Below are 18754 nucleotides of genomic sequence, written 5' to 3' on the forward strand. Positions count from 1 at the left end.
CCTTCTTATACAGTTAATTTATTTTTTATCTTTATCCTTTCGTTCCACCAGCTGTAAGTCCTGTTATCAAGTATCTTTGTAAGAATAAATAAAGTACCGAAACTGGTGCTGCGATTAATATTGCTCCTGCGGCAAATCTAGTAAAATTGTTTGAAAATTGATCATTAATAAAATTAAATAATCCTAATGCTAGCGTGTAATTATCTGAGCTCTGTAAAATAATTGATGGTAATAAAAAGTCAAATAAAGGTGTCATAAAATTGAATAATGCTACCACAGCTAATATTGGCTTTGCTAGAGGTATGATAATTCTTAGAAAAATAGTCATATGGCCTGCACCATCAATTTTAGCTGATTCATCTAACTCTCTTGGAATTGTATCCAAGTATCCTTTTACTAGCCAAGCATTAAATGGTATTTGACCACCTACATAAATTAGAATTAATCCTGTTAACGTATCTAATAGTCCTACAAGATTTAACAATATATATAGCGCTACCATTGCCATCATTGCCGGAAACATTTGAAGGATTAAAAATGTATATAATCCGGTTTTCTTCCCTACAAAATTATATCTCGAAAATGCATATGCTACGAGTGAAGTCATAATCACAGAGAATACAGCCGAACAACCAGAAACGATCATACTATTTTTATACCAAAGTAAATAGTCACTATTTGGATCTGTAAAAAGCCATTTATAATGTACTAGAGACCAGTTTTCAGGAATAATAGTTGATGAGTAGAAGCTTGTACTCGAATTTAATGACATACCTATCGCCCAAACTATAGGATAAATGATAATAACTGCCATAAAAGCGAAAATTAGATAAATCCCTGCTACTTCTAAATTTGATTTCATTTTTGAATTCATCAAATTTTCCCCTCCTGTTTAAATGAACTTGTCCGACGGAATTGGAATATAGCAAATATGGAAACTAATAATCCAATAATTAATGAGATTGCTGCAGCCATACTGTAATTGTTTGTCTCAAACGTTAATTTATAAACCCATGAAATCAGTATGTCTGTTCCTCCTGCATTTTGCCCCTGAACTGCTGGGCCGCCTTCATTAAATAGATAAATAACATTAAAGTTATTGAAATTAGTTGTGTACTGAATAATTAATAAAGGCGCAGTTGCAAATAATACATGAGGTAAAGTAATATTTCTGAACTTTTGCCATCTTGTTGCCCCATCAACCTCTGCTGCTTCATACCAATCTTTTGAGACACTTTGTAACACACCGGAAAATAAGGCAAAAATGAATGGATAGCCTAACCATGTCTGAATTACTATTAGAACGATTCTTGTATAAAGTGGATCTGATAACCAGGGTATTCCATCCCCACCAAATAGCGGAATAATAATATCCCTGTTTATCGTTCCAAAGTCATTATTAAACATTGCAGCAAATATCAAAATAGATACAAATCCAGGCACAGCCCATGGAAGTATCAATATAGTACGAATTAATTTCTTAAATTTAATTCGACTATCATTAGCAAGCAGTGCTAAAAATAAACCTAAAATTATTTGTAAACTTGTAGCAACCAATGTCCAAATAATGGTCCATGAGAACACACTGAAGAACGTATCCTTCCATATTGGTACTGTTATAAGTTGAGTGAAATTGTCAATACCAACCCAATCTAATAAATTTTTTGGAGGGGAATTATATAAATCATAGTTAGTGAACGCTAATGAAATAGCAAATAATAATGGTAATAAAACTGTAAAAATAAGGAGAGCAAATCCTGGAACAGTTAGCCAGTATACAAAAGAACGATCATATCCTATTCTTATGGATTCTCTTAATCTGGGAGGCTCCCAACCTTGAGCGATCAATGTAGCTTGCTTTCGAGCATCCTTAACATTTAAAATATAGAATGCAACAACAAAGACTAACAAGATGATAGAAATTAAACCATAGACGAGTAAGAAAATAGAATGATCTACTCCTTGAATTGTACCTAATGTTCTGATTCCCCAAATCCCTAAATTGATAAAATCGCCACATGATATAATGAAGGCAATCTCAAGAATAATAAAAATTATCCCTTTGAAAAACCTTCTATTATAGATTTGTCCAAAACCAGCAAAGATAATGGATAAGATTGTTGCAATGGCAGCATTGTGTTTTACAGGTTTTGGTTTATTAATACTTCCCTTTTCACTAAGAGAATTATCTACTACCTTTTCTCTTTCAAGCATTGTTATCATCCTTTATATACCTAGAGTGAAAAGGAGACCTTTTCACTCTGGAAATTACTGTGCTGACATATCTATTTTCTGCTTAATATTACTAACTACATCGTTTAATACTTCCTCTACGTCCCCGCCATTTACTATTAATTCAATAGCATCATCAATATCCCATACAATTGACATTTCAGGTATATTCGGCATTGGTGTGCCATTAGAAATTTGCTCTGTATATCCTTCATAGATCGCATCATCTATCTCATTTAATATCTCTGGTCGTGGAGGCATTTCACCAGTCAAATCATAATACAGTTGGGAGTTTTCCCCGTTTGTCATGAATTTTGCTAAATCCATTGCCCATTCAGGTTGTTCACTATACGAAGATACTAACCAAGATTTTACTCCAACAAATGATGGGGCTGTCTTACCATTAATCATAGGCAATGGTGCAGTTGCTAAATCATCACCTAGTGCTTCTTTATAAATTGGTATGTTCCAAGGTCCACTGACTACCATCCCTACTTTACCTTCTGTAAATAATCCATCAATTACATCTACTGTTAAACTTTTAGGTATTAGTCCTTCATCTACAAACTTTTTAAATTCTTGCAATCCTTTAATAGACCCCTCATTATTTAATCCAATATCTGTTGGATCATACACACCATTCTCCTCACCAAAAACGTAACCTCCATAACTATTTATAAAAGAATATAAATAATAAAACTCGGGTGAAATTAAAAATCCATACTGATCTTTACTTGCATCTGTCAATTTTTTTGATAAATCATACACTTCTTCAATATTCTCTGGAGGAGCTTCAACTAAGCTTTTATTATAATAAACAAAATAAGTATCAATTGTTACAGGTGCTCCATAGGTTTCCCCTTCATAGGTAAAGGCATCAATCGCTACTTCACTGAACCCATTAAGTTCTTCAGCGTTGTATTCCATTGGAACAGCAAGCCCCTGTGCTACTACATCTCCAAGACGATCCTGCGGTTGAAAGAATAGGTCTGGGCCATCCCCAGTTGGACCAGCTAAACTAAGTTTTTGTAGTTGGTCAGGCATTGGTACTTTTTCATAAACAACCTCAATTCCAGTTTCCTCTTTATATGCAGAAAACATTTCCTCTGCTGCAGCAATTGCTTCTTCTTCATCATTCACCCAAACTTTTAGTTGCTCTGGTTTCTCTGTTTCTTCAGACCCTTGGTCTCCTGGACTTTCTCCTCCACTGTCTTGTGCTGTTTGTTTTACTCCTTCACGATCGGGCGCACATGCCGCTAGCATAAGTACAAATAAAACAATTAATAGTAATCCCCATAAAGTTTTACTCTTTATCAACTTCATGACCTCCTTAATAAATTAATTTAATTATCTTTACATTATTTATTATAAAGCGATTTCATAAAGATAGATATTTAAAATTCTTCTAACTTAGTTTCAAAAAACGAAACCTGCATCTTATTGATGCAGGTTTCGATAAGTAGACGGTGTAATCCCTTCACGCTTTTTGAAAGTGGTAACAAAATGACTAACCCCATTAAACCCCACTTTATTCGCGATCTTATTTAGCGATAATTCTGGATTAGTGATTAGGATTCTCTTTGCCTCCCTAATCCTTAGCTGAACTAAAAAAGAATATGGGCTTATGCCAAAAGTATCGTGAAACATTGAATTTAGGTGTTGGGGACTAACTTGGGCTTTTTCTGATATCTCTAACAAACCAATATCTTCAGGATAGACCTGTTCTAGCCACTCAACAATTGAACGAATTTTTTCATAAGATTGTAGAATGGACAATCTATCATTCATTTGACCATACTTCTTCAAATATACTAAAAATTGATAAAGTAGAGCTGAAATTTCATGTGCAATAAGGTGTGGGTCAGTATTTTCTTCCAGCTTATTTAACATTTTTTCTACATGATCGGTAAACGAAAGTCTATCCGTCTCTTCATAAAAAGCAGAATAATTCATATCAAGTGCATTCAAAATTGGATCGATTGCTGCTCCCGTAAAAGTAATATAATAAGTTTCCCATCTGATTGAATCTCTGTGATCTGAATAGTAAGCATGCGGTGTATAGGGTGTTAACAATATTCCTTTACCAACAGGAAGAGAAAAGGTTTGATCTTGTAATTCAATCCATCCCTCTCCATTTACTGTTTGTAACCAATGATAATAAGGATAACCTTCTGGTCTCTGAAAATCTAATTCTTGGGGATTATAGCCTATACTTTCAATAAATAAAGGTAAAGGATTCTCTGAAACAGATAACGTAAATCTTTTTTTCTCCTTCATTGGGAACAACTCTTTTCCTCGCAAGTCTCTATCATTTTATTATAAAGGTTAATTTACTTATATGAAAGTACTATTAGAAAATTCAAAATACGAGATATGCGATTACAAAAGAGTCGGTTCAAACAATTCACTTAATATCAAGGCAACTGACCCTAAAGAAGATCCATAGCTGCCTAACTGTGATATGGTAATTAAAGTTGTCTTGGCTTTTTCCGTAATCGTCCTCTCTACTAGAGTCTCTTTAATTGATGTCATAATATAATCCCCAGCTTTTGAGACTCCACCACCAATTATTATTATGCTCGGGTCCCAAACATGGACTAAGTTAGTCAATGCAATCCCTATATATACACCAGTATCATGAAGTATTTTAATCGCTAATTGATCGTTTTGTAATGCTGCTTTATGAACAAGTTCTGCAGATAACTCTTGCTCATTTATCCACTCAGCAATAATACTCTCTCCTCCTTTTTCAAGGAGTTCCTTTGCTCTTTCAGCGATAGCCGGTCCTGAAGCCAATGTCTGGAGACAGCCATGATTTCCACACGAACACTTTTTCCCGTTGATATCTATCGTCATATGACCAATCTCTCCGGCAATGCCATGTTCCCCGTTGTATAATTTGCCGTCAATTACAATACCTGCTCCAATACCTCGACCAATGTTAACAGCAACCATACTTCTATGATTGATCTGACCTTGGAACCAAGCTTCTCCTAAGGCAAATGCTTTGGCATCATTTTCTACCTTTACATCCATGCGAAAGACTTCTTCTAAGTGAGATTTAATTGGTATATTACGTAACCGTAAATTTGGAGCAAAAATTGAGACACCTGATTCTGATTCAACTACACCATGCATAGCTACACCAATCCCTATAAACTGTAGTGAATCATGACGCTCCTTTAAACGATTGACACCATTCGTTAATAATGCTAAAAAATCTTCCTTGGTCACTTCTTCCGCTAGCACTTCTTCCGTTTCATCAATGACCTTCCCTGACAGGTCGGAAATAACAAATTGAATATGACTTAAACCAACATCTATCCCGATTATATGGAAGCCTGACGTGTTTAAAACAAGCATCGTCGGCTTCCTGCCACCTTGTGATTCTCCTAACTTGCTTTCCAGAATTAACTGTTGTTCCAACAGTTCTTTTACAATGGTACCAACTGTTGGAGGCGTCAGTTTTGTTTCCTTTGCAATCTGAGCTCTAGAAATTGGCTCAGATGTGCGTATTTTATTTAAAATAATTGATTTGTTTAATGACTTCATCCATTGAAAACTACCACGTTGCATGACGTTTCCCACTTTCTTAAGATACTTCATTAAGTATAACATGAGCAGCAGGAATCGTACATGCACGAAATATTCGTTTACCTGTTAGGAGACTTGGGCGTTTTTCTTCCCTAATTGCATTTCATACATTTTCAGGTATTCACCATTCATTTGAAGGAGTTCCTCATGATTACCTTGCTCTATTATTTCGCCACTTTTTAGTACAAATATCTGATCTGCCTGTTGAATGGTAGATAATCTGTGAGCAATAACCAGTGTTGTACGGCCCTGTTTTAAAACTTGGAGTGCCCTTTGTATCAATCCTTCCGTTTCTGTATCAATATTTGCAGTTGCCTCATCCAGGATAAGAATAGCCGGGTCAAATGCTAATGCGCGGGCAAAGGAAAGCAGCTGCCGCTGGCCTGTTGAGAATTCATTTCCTTTTTCCTTTACAGGTTCGTCATAGCCATTTGGTAACTTTTCAATAAAACGATCGGCTCCCACAGCTTTTAGTGCGTTGATTGCTGTTTCTCTGCTGATAGTTGGATCATTCATTGTAATGTTTGATAATATCGTTCCAGTAAAAATAAAAGGATCTTGCAGGACGATACCTATATGTTTCCTCACCTGCTGCTTTGTATTAGTTGTAGTATCAGTACCATCAATTAAAATCCTGCCTTTTGTCGGATCATAGAAACGGAATAACAGATTCATAATCGTACTTTTCCCGGAGCCTGTATGACCGACAAATGCAGCAGTTTGACCTGCTTTTATTTCAAAACTCAACTGTTTTAACACATATTCTTCCTCATTATAAGCAAAAGAGACTTGATCAAACACAACATTACCTTTATACCTGTTAACAGGAGTGTCACCCACCTCTTCTGCTTCCTCATCCAATAAATGAAATACTCTCTGTCCTGAAGCTCTTGCTAATTCAAGTTGCTCAAGCTGACTGACAATCTGATTGACCGGTTCAAATAATCGAGTTAATAAATCGACCAAAGCATACAATAAACCTGCAGATACAATCGTTGTTCCTGTTAATGAGTTTCCACCAAAATATAGGATAACAATTACAAAAGCAACATTGCGCAACAAATCAACAAGGTTAAATGAAGAGAAAGCATTAAATGTGTTCATCTTTGTTTGGAAATGACGCTGCTTTTCATTTAAGACTTCAAATTCATCAGTAATCAGGTCTGTCTGATTATATGCCTGAATCACTGTCATCCCTTGGATCGATTCATTAATATTAGCATTAATGTTACTATTCGTTTCACGGATAATCCGGTTATATTTCCCGCCAACTTTTTTATACACATTCATCCAGATAAATAATATCGGCACTAACAGTAAAGAGATCAGTGCCAATTTCACATCTAAAATAAACAGTGCAACAAAGATACCGAACATATAGATACTCCCTGAAGCAAATACTTCGAGTACTTTGACATACAGCTCTCTAATTGCTTCCGTATCATTCGTTACCCTTGCTAAAATTTTTCCGGCAGGCTGATCTACGAAATATTTAATCGGTAATCTTTGAATATGATGGAAGACATCCCGCCGCATTTTCTGAATAATACGATTGGATGCATATTGCAGCAAATATGTTTTGTAATAAACAAAGATTGACGCAAATAAAATCAGACTGATATAAAGTATAAGCAGCCACATAATTGGCTTTAATTCCCCTTCGAAAAAGGCAAAGACTTCATTTGCAGATAGAGCCGCTCCTTCTACTTCATATGTGTTCCCTTCATATTCCAGTCTGACCATTCCATTATCAGCTTCAATTAATTCGGCTTGCAGCGGGATCTCATCCTCCAGTAAATAAAATGTCAGTCCGTCCTGAAAAAGTGTGGCGATTTGGCCGGAATTTTCATCCGTCCGGTCAATTCTCACATATTGCTGACCATTTAAGGATATACCAGCTTCATTCTCTGTTACAAGATAGTGATTGGCCACACCTACGATATGCTGGTCTATTAACCGTTTCGCTATAAATGGCCCGCTTAATTCAAGAGCAACTGCAAACATTAAACATACCAGACCAATAATGATCGTTTTCTTATAATTCATTGCATATTGAAAGAGCCGTTTTTCTGTCGTTACTTTTTTCATTATTCCAGACCTCCTTCCATCTGCTGGACCATAAACTGATGGTAATACCAGCCTTTGTTCAACATTAATTGCTCGTGTGTACCTCGTTCTGATATTTCTCCATCTTCCAATACAATAATCTGGTCTGCATGCTTCACTGCAGATAATCTGTGGGCCACAATAATTGTGGTTTTATTGACCCGTGCCCGCTTAAGATGGTTAATAATATTTGCTTCCGTTTTCCCATCAACCGCTGAAAGGGAATCATCCAAAATTAAAATTTCCGGGTTTTTAATTAAAGCTCTGGCCAGCGATACACGTTGTTTTTGACCACCTGACAACGTCACGCCACTTTCCCCAACAAGTGTATCAAGACCGTCAGGTAAATTCTCAATATCTTCTTTCAAGGAAGCTGTTTCAAGGATTTGATAGACTTCTTCATCACTCGCACTGCCTCTCCCAAACAGAATATTTTCCTTCACTGTTTTAGAAAAAAGAATATGATCCTGTGGTACATACCCGATCCAATCTCTTGTGTCAGAAAGCCTTAATTCTTCCAACGGGATATTATCAATGAGTAATTTGCCCTCTTTAGCAGGCGGATATTCTCTTAACAGCTGCCTTACCAAGGTTGTTTTCCCTGACCCGGTTATTCCTGCTATCCCAATGGTCTCGCCACGGTTAATTTCCAAATTGATATTGGCAAGGTCCTTTTTCTCTGTTTCGGGGTATTGAAATGACAATTGGTTAAATTGTATTTTATTCGGAACTTTCACGCTTTTTGGCTGCTGCGGATCCGCAACATCAGGTTCTTGTGATAACACTTCTTCAATTCTATCAAGGGAGGCATTCCCGCGCTGCATTACATTAATCAACTCACCAACTGCGAACATCGGCCAAATCAGCATACCTAAATACACATTAAATGTGACAAGCTGGCCAATTGTAATATCCCCCTGAATCACTAAGTATGAACCAAATCCTAAACCAATCGTATAAGATAATCCGACCAGAATTTTAATAGTTGGTTCAAAGAGTGCATCAAGTCTGGCAACAGCTATATTTTTTTGAAATACTTCCTCAGCCTTGTCATTAAACCGCTGTTCATCCTGCCTTTCCTGAACAAATGCGCGGATGACCCGCACACCCTGAATCGATTCCAAAGTATTGTTGTTCAATTCACTAAAGAGTGCCTGCGCCTTCATAAACCGCTCATGGATTTTTGCTCCATACTTTTGCATGATCAATGCCATGATCGGCAAAGGAATAAGTGCAACAAGCGTCAGTTTCCAGTCAATCACAATTAACATCACACCAATAATAAAGGCCATAAATACAGTTGAGTCAATCAATGTTAAAATACCGAATCCGGCAGTTGTTGCAAGAGCCTTTAAATCATTGGTTGATCTTGCCATCAAGTCACCAGTACGGTAGCGACTGTAAAAAGATGGTGTCATTTTCATAAAGTGATTCATCATTCTGGAGCGGATTGTTCTTTCAAGCAAGATTGCTCTGCCGAATAATGTATGTCCCCAGTAAAATGACAAAATATAAATAATAATAATTAACCCCGCAAACAATAAAACAACTTCCATCAGTCTCTGCTCAGTTAATTGATTTTGAGCGATGGAATCAATTACATTTCCAATTAACATTGGCGGTATAATAAATAATATGCTTGCACTAGTTAAAGCAATGATAGCCAAAGTATAGCGCAGCCATTGTTCTTTAAAATACCAGGATAATTTTCGAAAAACACTAAACACAACTTACTCCTCCTTCATATACCAGCTAGCCATCATCATAGCTGTCCTCACATTCAATTAAAGTTAACAAGAGACTAAAAACTCTGTGTTTCTCGTCTTCCTTTCCCATTACCTTTTCTCCTTTCATTGTTAAAATTAAAAAAAACGCATTTGACCGTGGCCAAATGCGTTTATAAACATGGAAAGTTAGGCATTATATCCCTAGGGATATGAAAAAGTCACGATCAATTTATTGAATCGTGACTTTTAAAATGCTAAACTATACAGCTTTCTCTGACGAATTTATGAGAGATCATCTATGAATATTTTAAGCAAGGTCACGTTATTACTTTTATTAAATTTATTAGGTGAATGATTAAATCTCCATTTCATTTTCCGCGACCTCCCTTACCTTTTTTTGTTAATTTCCTTAAAAGTATAACTTTTCCTAAGATGAAAATCAATCTTTTTTTAAATTTTTTACCATTTCTTCAAATTAATACGGCCCTCGAATATGTTTATGCACTTCCGCATCATAAAATGAACGCAATTGTTCCATTTCATTTTCTGAAAAATCCGGGACATCAACTGCTGCTAAATTATCTTCCACCTGCTTTACTGTTTTAAAACCAGGAATAACCGATGAGACTGCATCATGGCTTAAAATCCATTTAAGGGCAGCTCGAGTCATATTGCCACGGCTTTCCGCAATCCATTCTAACTTATTGCTAAGTTCCACACCTTTAGAGAATGGCAGACCTGCAAATGTTTCACCAACATTAAACGCATCACCATCTTTATTAAAATTACGGTGATCATCTTGTTCGAACTGATGGCTCTTTGAGAATTTTCCCGTTAAGAGACCGCTCGCTAGTGGAACACGGGCTAAGATACCAACATTTTTCTCCTTCGCTGCAGGAAATAGTTCTTTTACAGGTTTCTGACGGAAAATATTAAAAATTACCTGGAGTGCTGCTACATTCGGGTTCTCCATAGAAAGCAAGCCTTCCTCAACCGTCTCTACACTTACTCCATAGTGACGGATCTTTCCTTGCTGCTGTAGCTTATCCAGAACTTCAAATACATGACCGTTCCGTAAAATTTCTATTGGAGGACAGTGTATTTGTATAAGGTCCAACTGTTCACGCTGAAGACGTTTCAGGCTGTTCTCCACATAATTCGTTACAGATTTTTCTGAATAAGTTTGCGGATCATGAATATCACCAGCCCGGCAAAACTTTGTAGCTATGTAAATCTTATCTTCTTTACCCTTAGTAGCTTTTGCAAGAAGTTCTTCACTATGCCCATCTCCATAGACATCTGCTGTATCAAAAAAGTTCACGCCCGCATCCATTGCACGAGCCAATCCATTTAACGCTTCTTTATCACTAGTTTCTCCCCATGCACCACCAATTGCCCATGTTCCAAAACTCAGCTCACTAATTTTCATATCCGTTTTTCCAAATTGACGGTAATTCATTATCATCATACCTTTCTAATTTAAATTCCTCTCCTCAGCAAGTTTTAATATAAAGTGAACTATGCTCAGCGAGGTTCTAATCCCAACTGTAAGTTCCCAAAACTTAACAGAATATTAAGCGCGCGCTTGAATAACAGCGGTTTCATTTTCATCTATGGACCTGCTTTCAATTAATATTATACTCACTTTTTAATGAAACTAAAAAGAATTCGATTTATAAGCCAGGAATGTTTCTATCCTATCTCCGTTCCTCCCAGCATTATATGCAATACAACCTGTTCCGCGGAAAAGAAAACACTCCCCAAGTGAAAATTACTTAAGGAGTGCCCATCGGTAAATCGAAGTAATCCTGCTTATCCTTTTACAACATCAATTAATTCGAATGTCGTTACATCAACCAAACCTCGATTTGATATTCGAACCTCTGGAATAACCGGAAGTGCAATCAATGAAAATGTCATAAAAGGAGCATGCAATGTACAGCCAATCTCTTGCCATGCCTTTTCTAATTGCTGAACTTGTTTGACCACTGTTTCCAATGGCTGGTCTGACATTAATCCGGCAATAGGCATTGGAACTTTCGCCAGGACCTTTCCATTATTCACAACAACCATCCCGCCGCCTGATTCAGCCAGTGTGTTTGCAGCAATGCTCATATCTTCAGGATTTATCCCCATCACTAACAGGTTATGACTATCATGGGCGACTGTTGAAGCAACAGCCCCTGTTTTGATTTGAAACCCTTGAGCAAAGGCAAGCGAAATCTGCCCTGAACGGTGATGACGGTCAATACATGCAAGTCTGATAATATCCTTCTCCAGATCTGGCTGGATGACTCCATCAGCCACATGTAATGTTGCGGTCATTTTTTCAGTCCTTGCACTATTTTCTATCACTTTGATTCCATTAATATCCACAGTATTATCCACAGAAGTTGTGAATAAAAAATCTCCAGCAGTCAACGGACGCTTAAGTTTAACTGTTTCCAAAGCGAATTGTGGATAATTATATTTCGGCATGTGTATAACTATCTTTTTATTGTGGACAACTACTTCTCCATTTGTAATAACTGTTTTAGCTTCTACTTTTTCTAAATCTTCTAACAAGATAATATCCGCAATTTTTCCTGGTGTAATACTGCCAAGCTCTTTATCCATATGGAAGTACCTTGCTACATTAATAGTACCCATCTGAATTGCTGTAAGAGGATCCACCCCTTCTTCAATAGCTCTTCTGATGACATGATTGAGCTGCCCTTTATCCACAAGGGTCTGTGGATAAACATCATCAGTTACTAGAGACACGTTCGTTGGATCAATGCCATCCTCTGTAATTATCTTAATAACTTCCTTTACGTCGTGCCATGCAGACCCTTCCCGAATCATAATATGCATGCCAAGTCTTGCTTTTTCCAAACCCTGTTCTCTTGAAATAGTCTCATGGCAGGAATCAACCCCTGAAGCGATATATGATTGCAGCATCTTATCAGAGCCTTCCGGAAAATGACCTGTCACAGTCTTCCTCGCTCTTATTGTTGCTTCAATTTCTCCTATCATTTTCGGATCGTCGTAAACTACTCCTGGAAAATTCATTACTTCTCCTAAACCGACAACACCATCCCACTCTAAACCGGCTTCAATGTCATTCACATCTAAAACTGCTCCGGCATCTTCCAGATCACTCGTGGCAGGAACACATGAAGGAAATGTGGTAAAAACTTTTAATGGCAGTTGTCTTCCTTCTTCATGCATTAACCGGACACCTTCAGCACCAAGTACATTCGCAATTTCATGGGGATCCATAAACACGGAAGTTGTACCTTTTAGGAGTGCCGCATTTGCAAACTCAGTTACGGAAAGCATGGTACTTTCCACATGCATATGACCATCCATTAAACCTGGTGCAATAAACTTCCCTTCAGCATCAATTACTTTTGTATTTTCTCCAATTAATTCAGTCGCATTTCCTACAAAGGCAATGCGGTCATCTACTATTGCAACATCTGTATCTGGCTGCATTTCTCTCGTCATCACATTAATAAGCGTACCGTTTTTTATTACAATACTTGGGGATTCTTCCCCCATTAACACTTTACGAATACTGCTTCTTGCCTCAGACATTTTCTGACCTCACTTTTTATATTTTCATACTATCGTAAGCTTATTAACAGCAAATCGTCAACGTTTTTTCTTTTGATTTATGTTAAAATAAAATTATCAAACAATTGAAAGAGGTTACATTATGCGGAACTCTCTATTTGCTGCAACAGAATGGATTACACGCTTTGCGTATATTAATATACTATGGATAGGATTCAGTTTACTAGGCCTTATTGTTTTCGGTTTCTTTCCTGCCACTGTTGCCATGTTTACACTAATCAGACAATGGATTATGGGGAATGTAGACCAGCCTGTTTTTTCAACGTTCTGGACTGAATATAAAAAAGAATTTATCAAAAGTAACCTGATTGGTCTCGTTATTGTCGTGATAAGTTTTCTCTTTTATGTGAATTACCAGTACATTATGTTCTTTCAGGGCGGTTTTCATGATCTGATAAAAATACCTTTATATGTATTTATGATTGCGGTTTCTTTAACTGTCTTATATGTTTTTCCCACATTTGTTCATTACAACATTAGATTTACTGAAACATGGAAGAATGCCTTTTTCGTTATGCTGTTACATCCCCTTCATAACATTTCAATGGTTGCAGCTATTTTTGTACTTCTTTACGTGATGCAATTAATTCCTGGGACTATCTTCTTTTTCAGTGGCAGTCTAATTACCTTTATTATCATGGGAACGTGCTATCACACCTTCCAGAAAATTGAAGCAAAACAGCAAAAACTAGCAGAAAAGACGAACCAGGCGTGAATCCACGCACATAGTTCGTCTTTTTTTATTAATGGGGTAAATTCGTATGTTCAGAAATCTCTTCTAAAGCTCTACCTGCAGCAGTGTCAGACATTTGGTCTAATGATAGGTCACCTAAGGACAGCATACCAATTAATTTTCCCTGGTTCACTACCGGTAAACGGCGAATTTGATAATCTGCCATCATTTGACTCGCTTCCAGTAAAGTTGCTTCAGGCTGCACTTTATACAGCATATCACTCATTACTTCTTTTACAGGGGCAGCAGCGTCTCGATTTTCTGCGTAACCTCTTATAACCAAATCGCGGTCTGTAACCATTCCAAGTAAATCCTGACTGTTTTCACAAACAGGGACGGCCCCAATATTTCTCTCTTTCATGATTTGTGCAACTGCACCAATAGAATCATCAATACGGCAGATTGCTATGTCCTCTGTCATCACATCTCGTACTGTCTTCATGGGAAAACCTCCTCCTGGTTTGTTTAAAAACCTGAATCAAAAAATAGTTTACCCACAATGAGACACTGTATACTCCTTTTATTCCTGATAATGATGTTCTTCATTTTGTTTATTTCTAACCTTTTATCGACCCTGCAGCAATTCCTTCAACAATGCGGTTACTTAAAACCAGAAATGCAATCAGGATTGGAATAATACTAATAATTAGGGTTGCGCCGATCGCTCCCCAATCGGTTAAATATTGACCAATGAAGTTCTGGATCCCAACCGTTAATGTTTTAAATTTATCGGAACTGATAAACGTGTTCACAAAAACAAATTCGTTCCAATTATAAATCATATTAATAATCGCGGTTGTTGCCAGAACAGGAGTCGTCATCGGCAGCGTAATCTGAAAAAAGATCCGGTGTACGGAACAGCCATCAACAACTGCTGCTTCCTCGACTTCACGCGGCAATGTATAGTAAAAACCAAGTAAGATCATAATAGTTAATGGCAAGTTGAACGCAGTATAAGATAAAATGATCGATAATGGATGGTCAATTAAATCCAGTGTTAAAAAGAAATCAAATAACGGAATTAACGCTGAATGAATCGGGACCATTAAACCAACCATAAATAAACCGAGCACTAACTTATTCATTTTCCAGTTCATTCTGGTTATTGCAAATGTAACAAAACTTGCTAATAATACGGTTAATAAAACCGAAGATACAGTGATCCATACACTGTTGAAGAAATACAAGTCAATATTCCCGTCTGTCCATACCCTGATGTAATTTTCCCATTTTGGGTCTTGTGGCAAGGCAAAAGGTGAAAGACCAAACACTTCTGCATTGCTCTTTAATGAGAACAGGAATAACCATATAAGCGGATATATTTGAAATACAGCAACGATAATTAAAGCAATATAGAGCACAATCATACCAACCCTTGAATAGATACTTCTGTCCGCTCCTTTGCTCTGTTTATTTACAGCCATTATGTCTTTTCCCCCCATCAATATTGCACCTCATCACCAGAAGCAGTTAATTTTCTGGTTATCCATGTAATTATAAGTGTGATAATTAGTAAGAAGAATGCTACGGCACTACCATAACCAAACTCATAGCTGCCGAATGCTTTCTGATACATATAGGAAGCGATAACTTCACTGGCACCATTCGGGCCACCGCCTGTCATCACATAGATAAGGTCAAAATATTTTAAAGAACCAACTATTGCTAACACAACCGTTACTTTAATCACACCAGCAATAAGTGGAACTTTTATTTTATAAGCAATTTGGACAGGATTTGCCCCATCAATTTTTGCTGCTTCAATTAATGATTCCGGGATCCCTTTAAGTGCTGCGTAATAAATAATGATATAAAACCCTGCATACTGCCACAAAATAGCGACAAAAATTGCATACAATACAAATTTAGGGTCAGCAAGCCATGCAGGAGGATTCTCAACACCTAATGCCATCAATAAACTATTTAACATCCCGTTATTCGGATCATATATTTTAATCCACAGCTGGGCGATAGCTACTGAAGATAAGAGCATGGGAATTAGATAAATTTTCCTCAGTAAATTGGACCCTTTGATCTTACCTGCTAATATTAATGAAATGATTAGATATCCAGCTAAACTTAAGGTAGAGAATATCGCTAACAAAAAGGAATGAAGGGCACTATCCCAAAATTTGCTGTCCTGCACCAGTTCAATATAATTATCAAAACCAACAAATGTCATCGGACCTACGCCGTTCCATTCCATTAAACCGTAATATCCGGTTAATAAAATCGGGCCATATATAAGTGTTACAATTAACAGCAAAGCCGGTAACACATATAAAGCAATGACTAGTTTATTTGACATTACTTTGTTCATAGAAAAATCCCCTTTTTATTTTTTTCTTTCCACTCAAACTGAAAGTTGCAGAATAGAAAAGGACATATTTCCATTTTAAATATGTCCTTTTCCCATACATTGTTTATTCTTCTTCTTCAGCGAGAGCGGCTTCCTGTTCCTTTGCAAACTCTTCCGGTGTTACTGCTTCACCAAATAGTGCCTGAATCATATCAAGATGCACTTCTGCCACACTCGGGCTCATTTGAACGTCTGCATATAACGTCAAGTTGGATGCTTCATTTAAATCATTAAGAATATCAATATACATCTGAGGTAATTCAATACCCTCTGTATCCACTTTTGTTGCAGGAATTACACCAGCATCTGTTACTGATTTTTCGCCCCATTTTTCAACAAAGAAAGCAACAAAGTCTTTTGCTTCTTCTTTTACATCAGAGTTTTCTGCAACGAATAAACCAACACCTGGACCACCTACATAACTGTTAATGTCCCCTTCTCCACCTTCTACTTCCGGGAATTTCATGTACTCTACTGAATCTCTGAATTCCTGAGGGTTATCTTCATTTGTTGTCCATTCTGGTAAATCCCATGTTGCCATTAAATACATTGCTGCCTGCTCGTTAATAAAGTAACCTTTCGCTTCATCATTACCTAATCCGTTAAATCCATTAATAAATGCTCCCATTTCAACAAGTTCCTGAATTTCTTCTGCTGCCTGAATTAATGCAGGATCTTCGAAACTGCCAGTACGATCAATGGCTTTATTCAATGTTTCCGGGCCACCAATACGATCAGCCAGATACATATACCACATGGAACCTGTCCAACGGTCTTTATTACCTAACGCAACAGGTGTAACACCATTGTCTGCTAATGTCTGAATTGCAGTCTTTAACTCTTCATATGTTGTAGGAACCTCTACTCCATTCTCATCAAAGATACGCTTATTGTAATAGATTGGTGTAATATTTAACTCCAATGGTAAACTGTAAGTACTTCCATCAATCTGATATGCTTCTGCTGTACCTGCTACAAATTTATCTTTAAGCGGTCCTTCCAGAATGTCATCTAATGGCGCAAACATATTACCGCTTACATATGGCTCAAGGAAACCTGCCGGCCATGCCATACCAACGTCCGGTAATTCATTGGAAGTTGATAGTACTTTAAGTTTTTCCTTATATTGCTCGTTACCTAAAATCTCTACTTCTACTTTTACGTCAGGATTATCTTGTTCAAATTCATCAATGATTCCATTAACAATTTCAAAATGCTGCTTCGAACTGCCTTCAGGCCATAAATGCATAAACTCTATTGTTTTTTCCGCGGACTCTGAACCGCTTTCATTTTCCTCACTGCCTGAACTTGTTTCACTTCCCCCGCCACATGCCGTTAACACAAATAAAACAATAAAAGAAAGTGTGAATAATATCTTTGTCCAGTTGCCTCTCATTAATAAAACCCCCAATATGTGATATTTTTTATTACATTTATAGTGTAGCATCAGGCCTGATCAATCGTAAGGTAACAACGATTAGGTAAAATACCACATATTTTAGGAATCGCTTTCATTCTGTTTTCTATATGCATGCGGGGTATTGTTTTCATATTGCTTAAAAATCTTAATGAAATATTTAGATGTTTGATAACCGATCTTTTCAGCGATCTCTGTCACAGTAAGATCTGTTGTGAGTAAAAGCCGTTTCGCTTCCTGGATTCTCCTTCGTGTTAGATATTCACTGAATGTCATATCCAGTTCATCCTTAAATAGACCACTTAAATAACTAGCGTTCAGATGCACTTCCTCTGCGACCTGTTTTAAAGTTAGTTCATTCGGGAAATAGGATTCTATGTAATCTAATGCTTCTCTAATTGCCCGGTTATAGTGAACTTCCTCCCTTGTATGCATCCACTTTTCGTCAATAATTTTATTCATTACACCAGATCGTTCTATTTGTTCTTCAATAGACAAAGCTTTCTCCACAGCTTCCATCAATTTTTCTTTGGAGATAGGTTTTAATAAATAATTGATGACACCTAATTCTAATGCCTGGTGTGCATACTCAAATTCTGAGTATGCCGAAATAATAATGACAACAGGGTCCTGTGCTTTTTGTTTTAATTGTTTCAGTAACTCCAATCCGGTAATTTCCGGCATCCTTATATCTGTGATTAATATATGTACTTTTTGTCTATCAATCTTAGAGATTGCTTCTGTTGCGTTTTCAGCTGTTATAACTTCAAAGCGGTCGATTGCTGCCCGTTCAATCGTCTTCTTTATGCCATTCCTGCTACGCGGCTCATCATCCACTACTAAAATAGTTTTTCTAGTCATCATTCTCTCTCCCCTCGTATAGTGTATTTAAGAACATAAAATTGCTCTTAGAAAATTGAATAATAAAGTTACATGAATACCTTTTGCTTGGATACTGCGTGATGTCC

General features: G+C 37.0%; 15 protein-coding genes. 1 reads left to right on the forward strand and 14 read right to left on the reverse strand.

Annotated features, from left to right (window positions below):
- Nucleotides 1–31: 31 nt before the first annotated feature.
- From BMW36_RS12505 to ade, 9 genes are all read right to left on the reverse strand, one after another.
- Entirely contained in the window at nt 32–874 is an 843-nt protein-coding gene (locus tag BMW36_RS12505) for a sugar ABC transporter permease (RefSeq protein ID WP_089741612.1), read from the reverse strand.
- Nucleotides 874–2214, reverse strand: a complete 1341-nt coding sequence (locus BMW36_RS12510) for a carbohydrate ABC transporter permease (RefSeq protein ID WP_089741614.1) — start codon at nt 2212–2214, stop codon at nt 874–876. Before BMW36_RS12510 ends, BMW36_RS12505 begins: the two co-directional genes overlap by 1 nt.
- 54 nt (nt 2215–2268) lie before the next feature.
- Nucleotides 2269–3549: a sugar ABC transporter substrate-binding protein gene (locus BMW36_RS12515; RefSeq protein ID WP_089741616.1), complete on the reverse strand. Its 1281-nt coding sequence runs from the start codon at nt 3547–3549 to the stop codon at nt 2269–2271.
- Nucleotides 3550–3669: 120 nt separating this feature from the next.
- Complete coding sequence (locus BMW36_RS12520) at nt 3670–4509, reverse strand: helix-turn-helix domain-containing protein (RefSeq protein WP_089741618.1); 840 nt, start codon at nt 4507–4509, stop codon at nt 3670–3672.
- Nucleotides 4510–4611: 102 nt separating this feature from the next.
- Entirely contained in the window at nt 4612–5808 is a 1197-nt protein-coding gene (locus tag BMW36_RS12525; protein ID WP_089741620.1) for an ROK family transcriptional regulator, read from the reverse strand.
- Between the two features lie 84 nt (nt 5809–5892).
- Nucleotides 5893–7914, reverse strand: a complete 2022-nt coding sequence (locus tag BMW36_RS12530; protein ID WP_089741622.1) for an ABC transporter ATP-binding protein — start codon at nt 7912–7914, stop codon at nt 5893–5895.
- On the reverse strand, nt 7914–9659 hold the full coding sequence (locus tag BMW36_RS12535) for an ABC transporter ATP-binding protein (RefSeq protein ID WP_089741624.1): 1746 nt from the start codon (nt 9657–9659) through the stop codon (nt 7914–7916). Before BMW36_RS12535 ends, BMW36_RS12530 begins: the two co-directional genes overlap by 1 nt.
- 475 nt (nt 9660–10134) lie before the next feature.
- Nucleotides 10135–11118, reverse strand: coding sequence for an aldo/keto reductase (locus BMW36_RS12540; protein ID WP_089741626.1), 984 nt, complete (start codon nt 11116–11118; stop codon nt 10135–10137).
- 353 nt (nt 11119–11471) lie between these two features.
- Complete coding sequence (ade, locus tag BMW36_RS12545) at nt 11472–13238, reverse strand: adenine deaminase (RefSeq protein WP_089741628.1); 1767 nt, start codon at nt 13236–13238, stop codon at nt 11472–11474.
- Between the two features lie 121 nt (nt 13239–13359).
- On the opposite strand from ade, the gene BMW36_RS12550 reads away from it, so the two are divergent.
- A complete protein-coding gene (locus BMW36_RS12550) occupies nt 13360–13992 on the forward strand; it encodes a YesL family protein (protein ID WP_089741630.1) in 633 nt (210 codons plus the stop codon).
- A 28-nt stretch (nt 13993–14020) separates the two neighbouring features.
- On the opposite strand, the gene BMW36_RS12555 is transcribed toward BMW36_RS12550, so the two are convergent.
- From BMW36_RS12555 to BMW36_RS12575, 5 genes are all read right to left on the reverse strand, one after another.
- Nucleotides 14021–14452 carry a CBS domain-containing protein gene (locus tag BMW36_RS12555; protein ID WP_089741632.1) on the reverse strand — a complete coding sequence of 144 codons (432 nt, stop codon included), beginning with the start codon at nt 14450–14452 and terminating at the stop codon, nt 14021–14023.
- A 115-nt stretch (nt 14453–14567) separates the two neighbouring features.
- Complete coding sequence (locus BMW36_RS12560; RefSeq protein ID WP_425431948.1) at nt 14568–15377, reverse strand: carbohydrate ABC transporter permease; 810 nt, start codon at nt 15375–15377, stop codon at nt 14568–14570.
- 74 nt (nt 15378–15451) lie between these two features.
- On the reverse strand, nt 15452–16330 hold the full coding sequence (locus tag BMW36_RS12565; RefSeq protein WP_089741634.1) for a carbohydrate ABC transporter permease: 879 nt from the start codon (nt 16328–16330) through the stop codon (nt 15452–15454).
- A 103-nt stretch (nt 16331–16433) separates the two neighbouring features.
- Nucleotides 16434–17765, reverse strand: a complete 1332-nt coding sequence (locus tag BMW36_RS12570) for an extracellular solute-binding protein (RefSeq protein WP_089741636.1) — start codon at nt 17763–17765, stop codon at nt 16434–16436.
- 102 nt (nt 17766–17867) lie between these two features.
- Entirely contained in the window at nt 17868–18647 is a 780-nt protein-coding gene (locus BMW36_RS12575; RefSeq protein ID WP_089741642.1) for a response regulator transcription factor, read from the reverse strand.
- Between the last annotated feature and the right edge of the window lie 107 nt (nt 18648–18754).

This window comes from Gracilibacillus ureilyticus (assembly GCF_900111195.1).
GTDB lineage: Bacteria > Bacillota > Bacilli > Bacillales > Amphibacillaceae > Gracilibacillus > Gracilibacillus ureilyticus.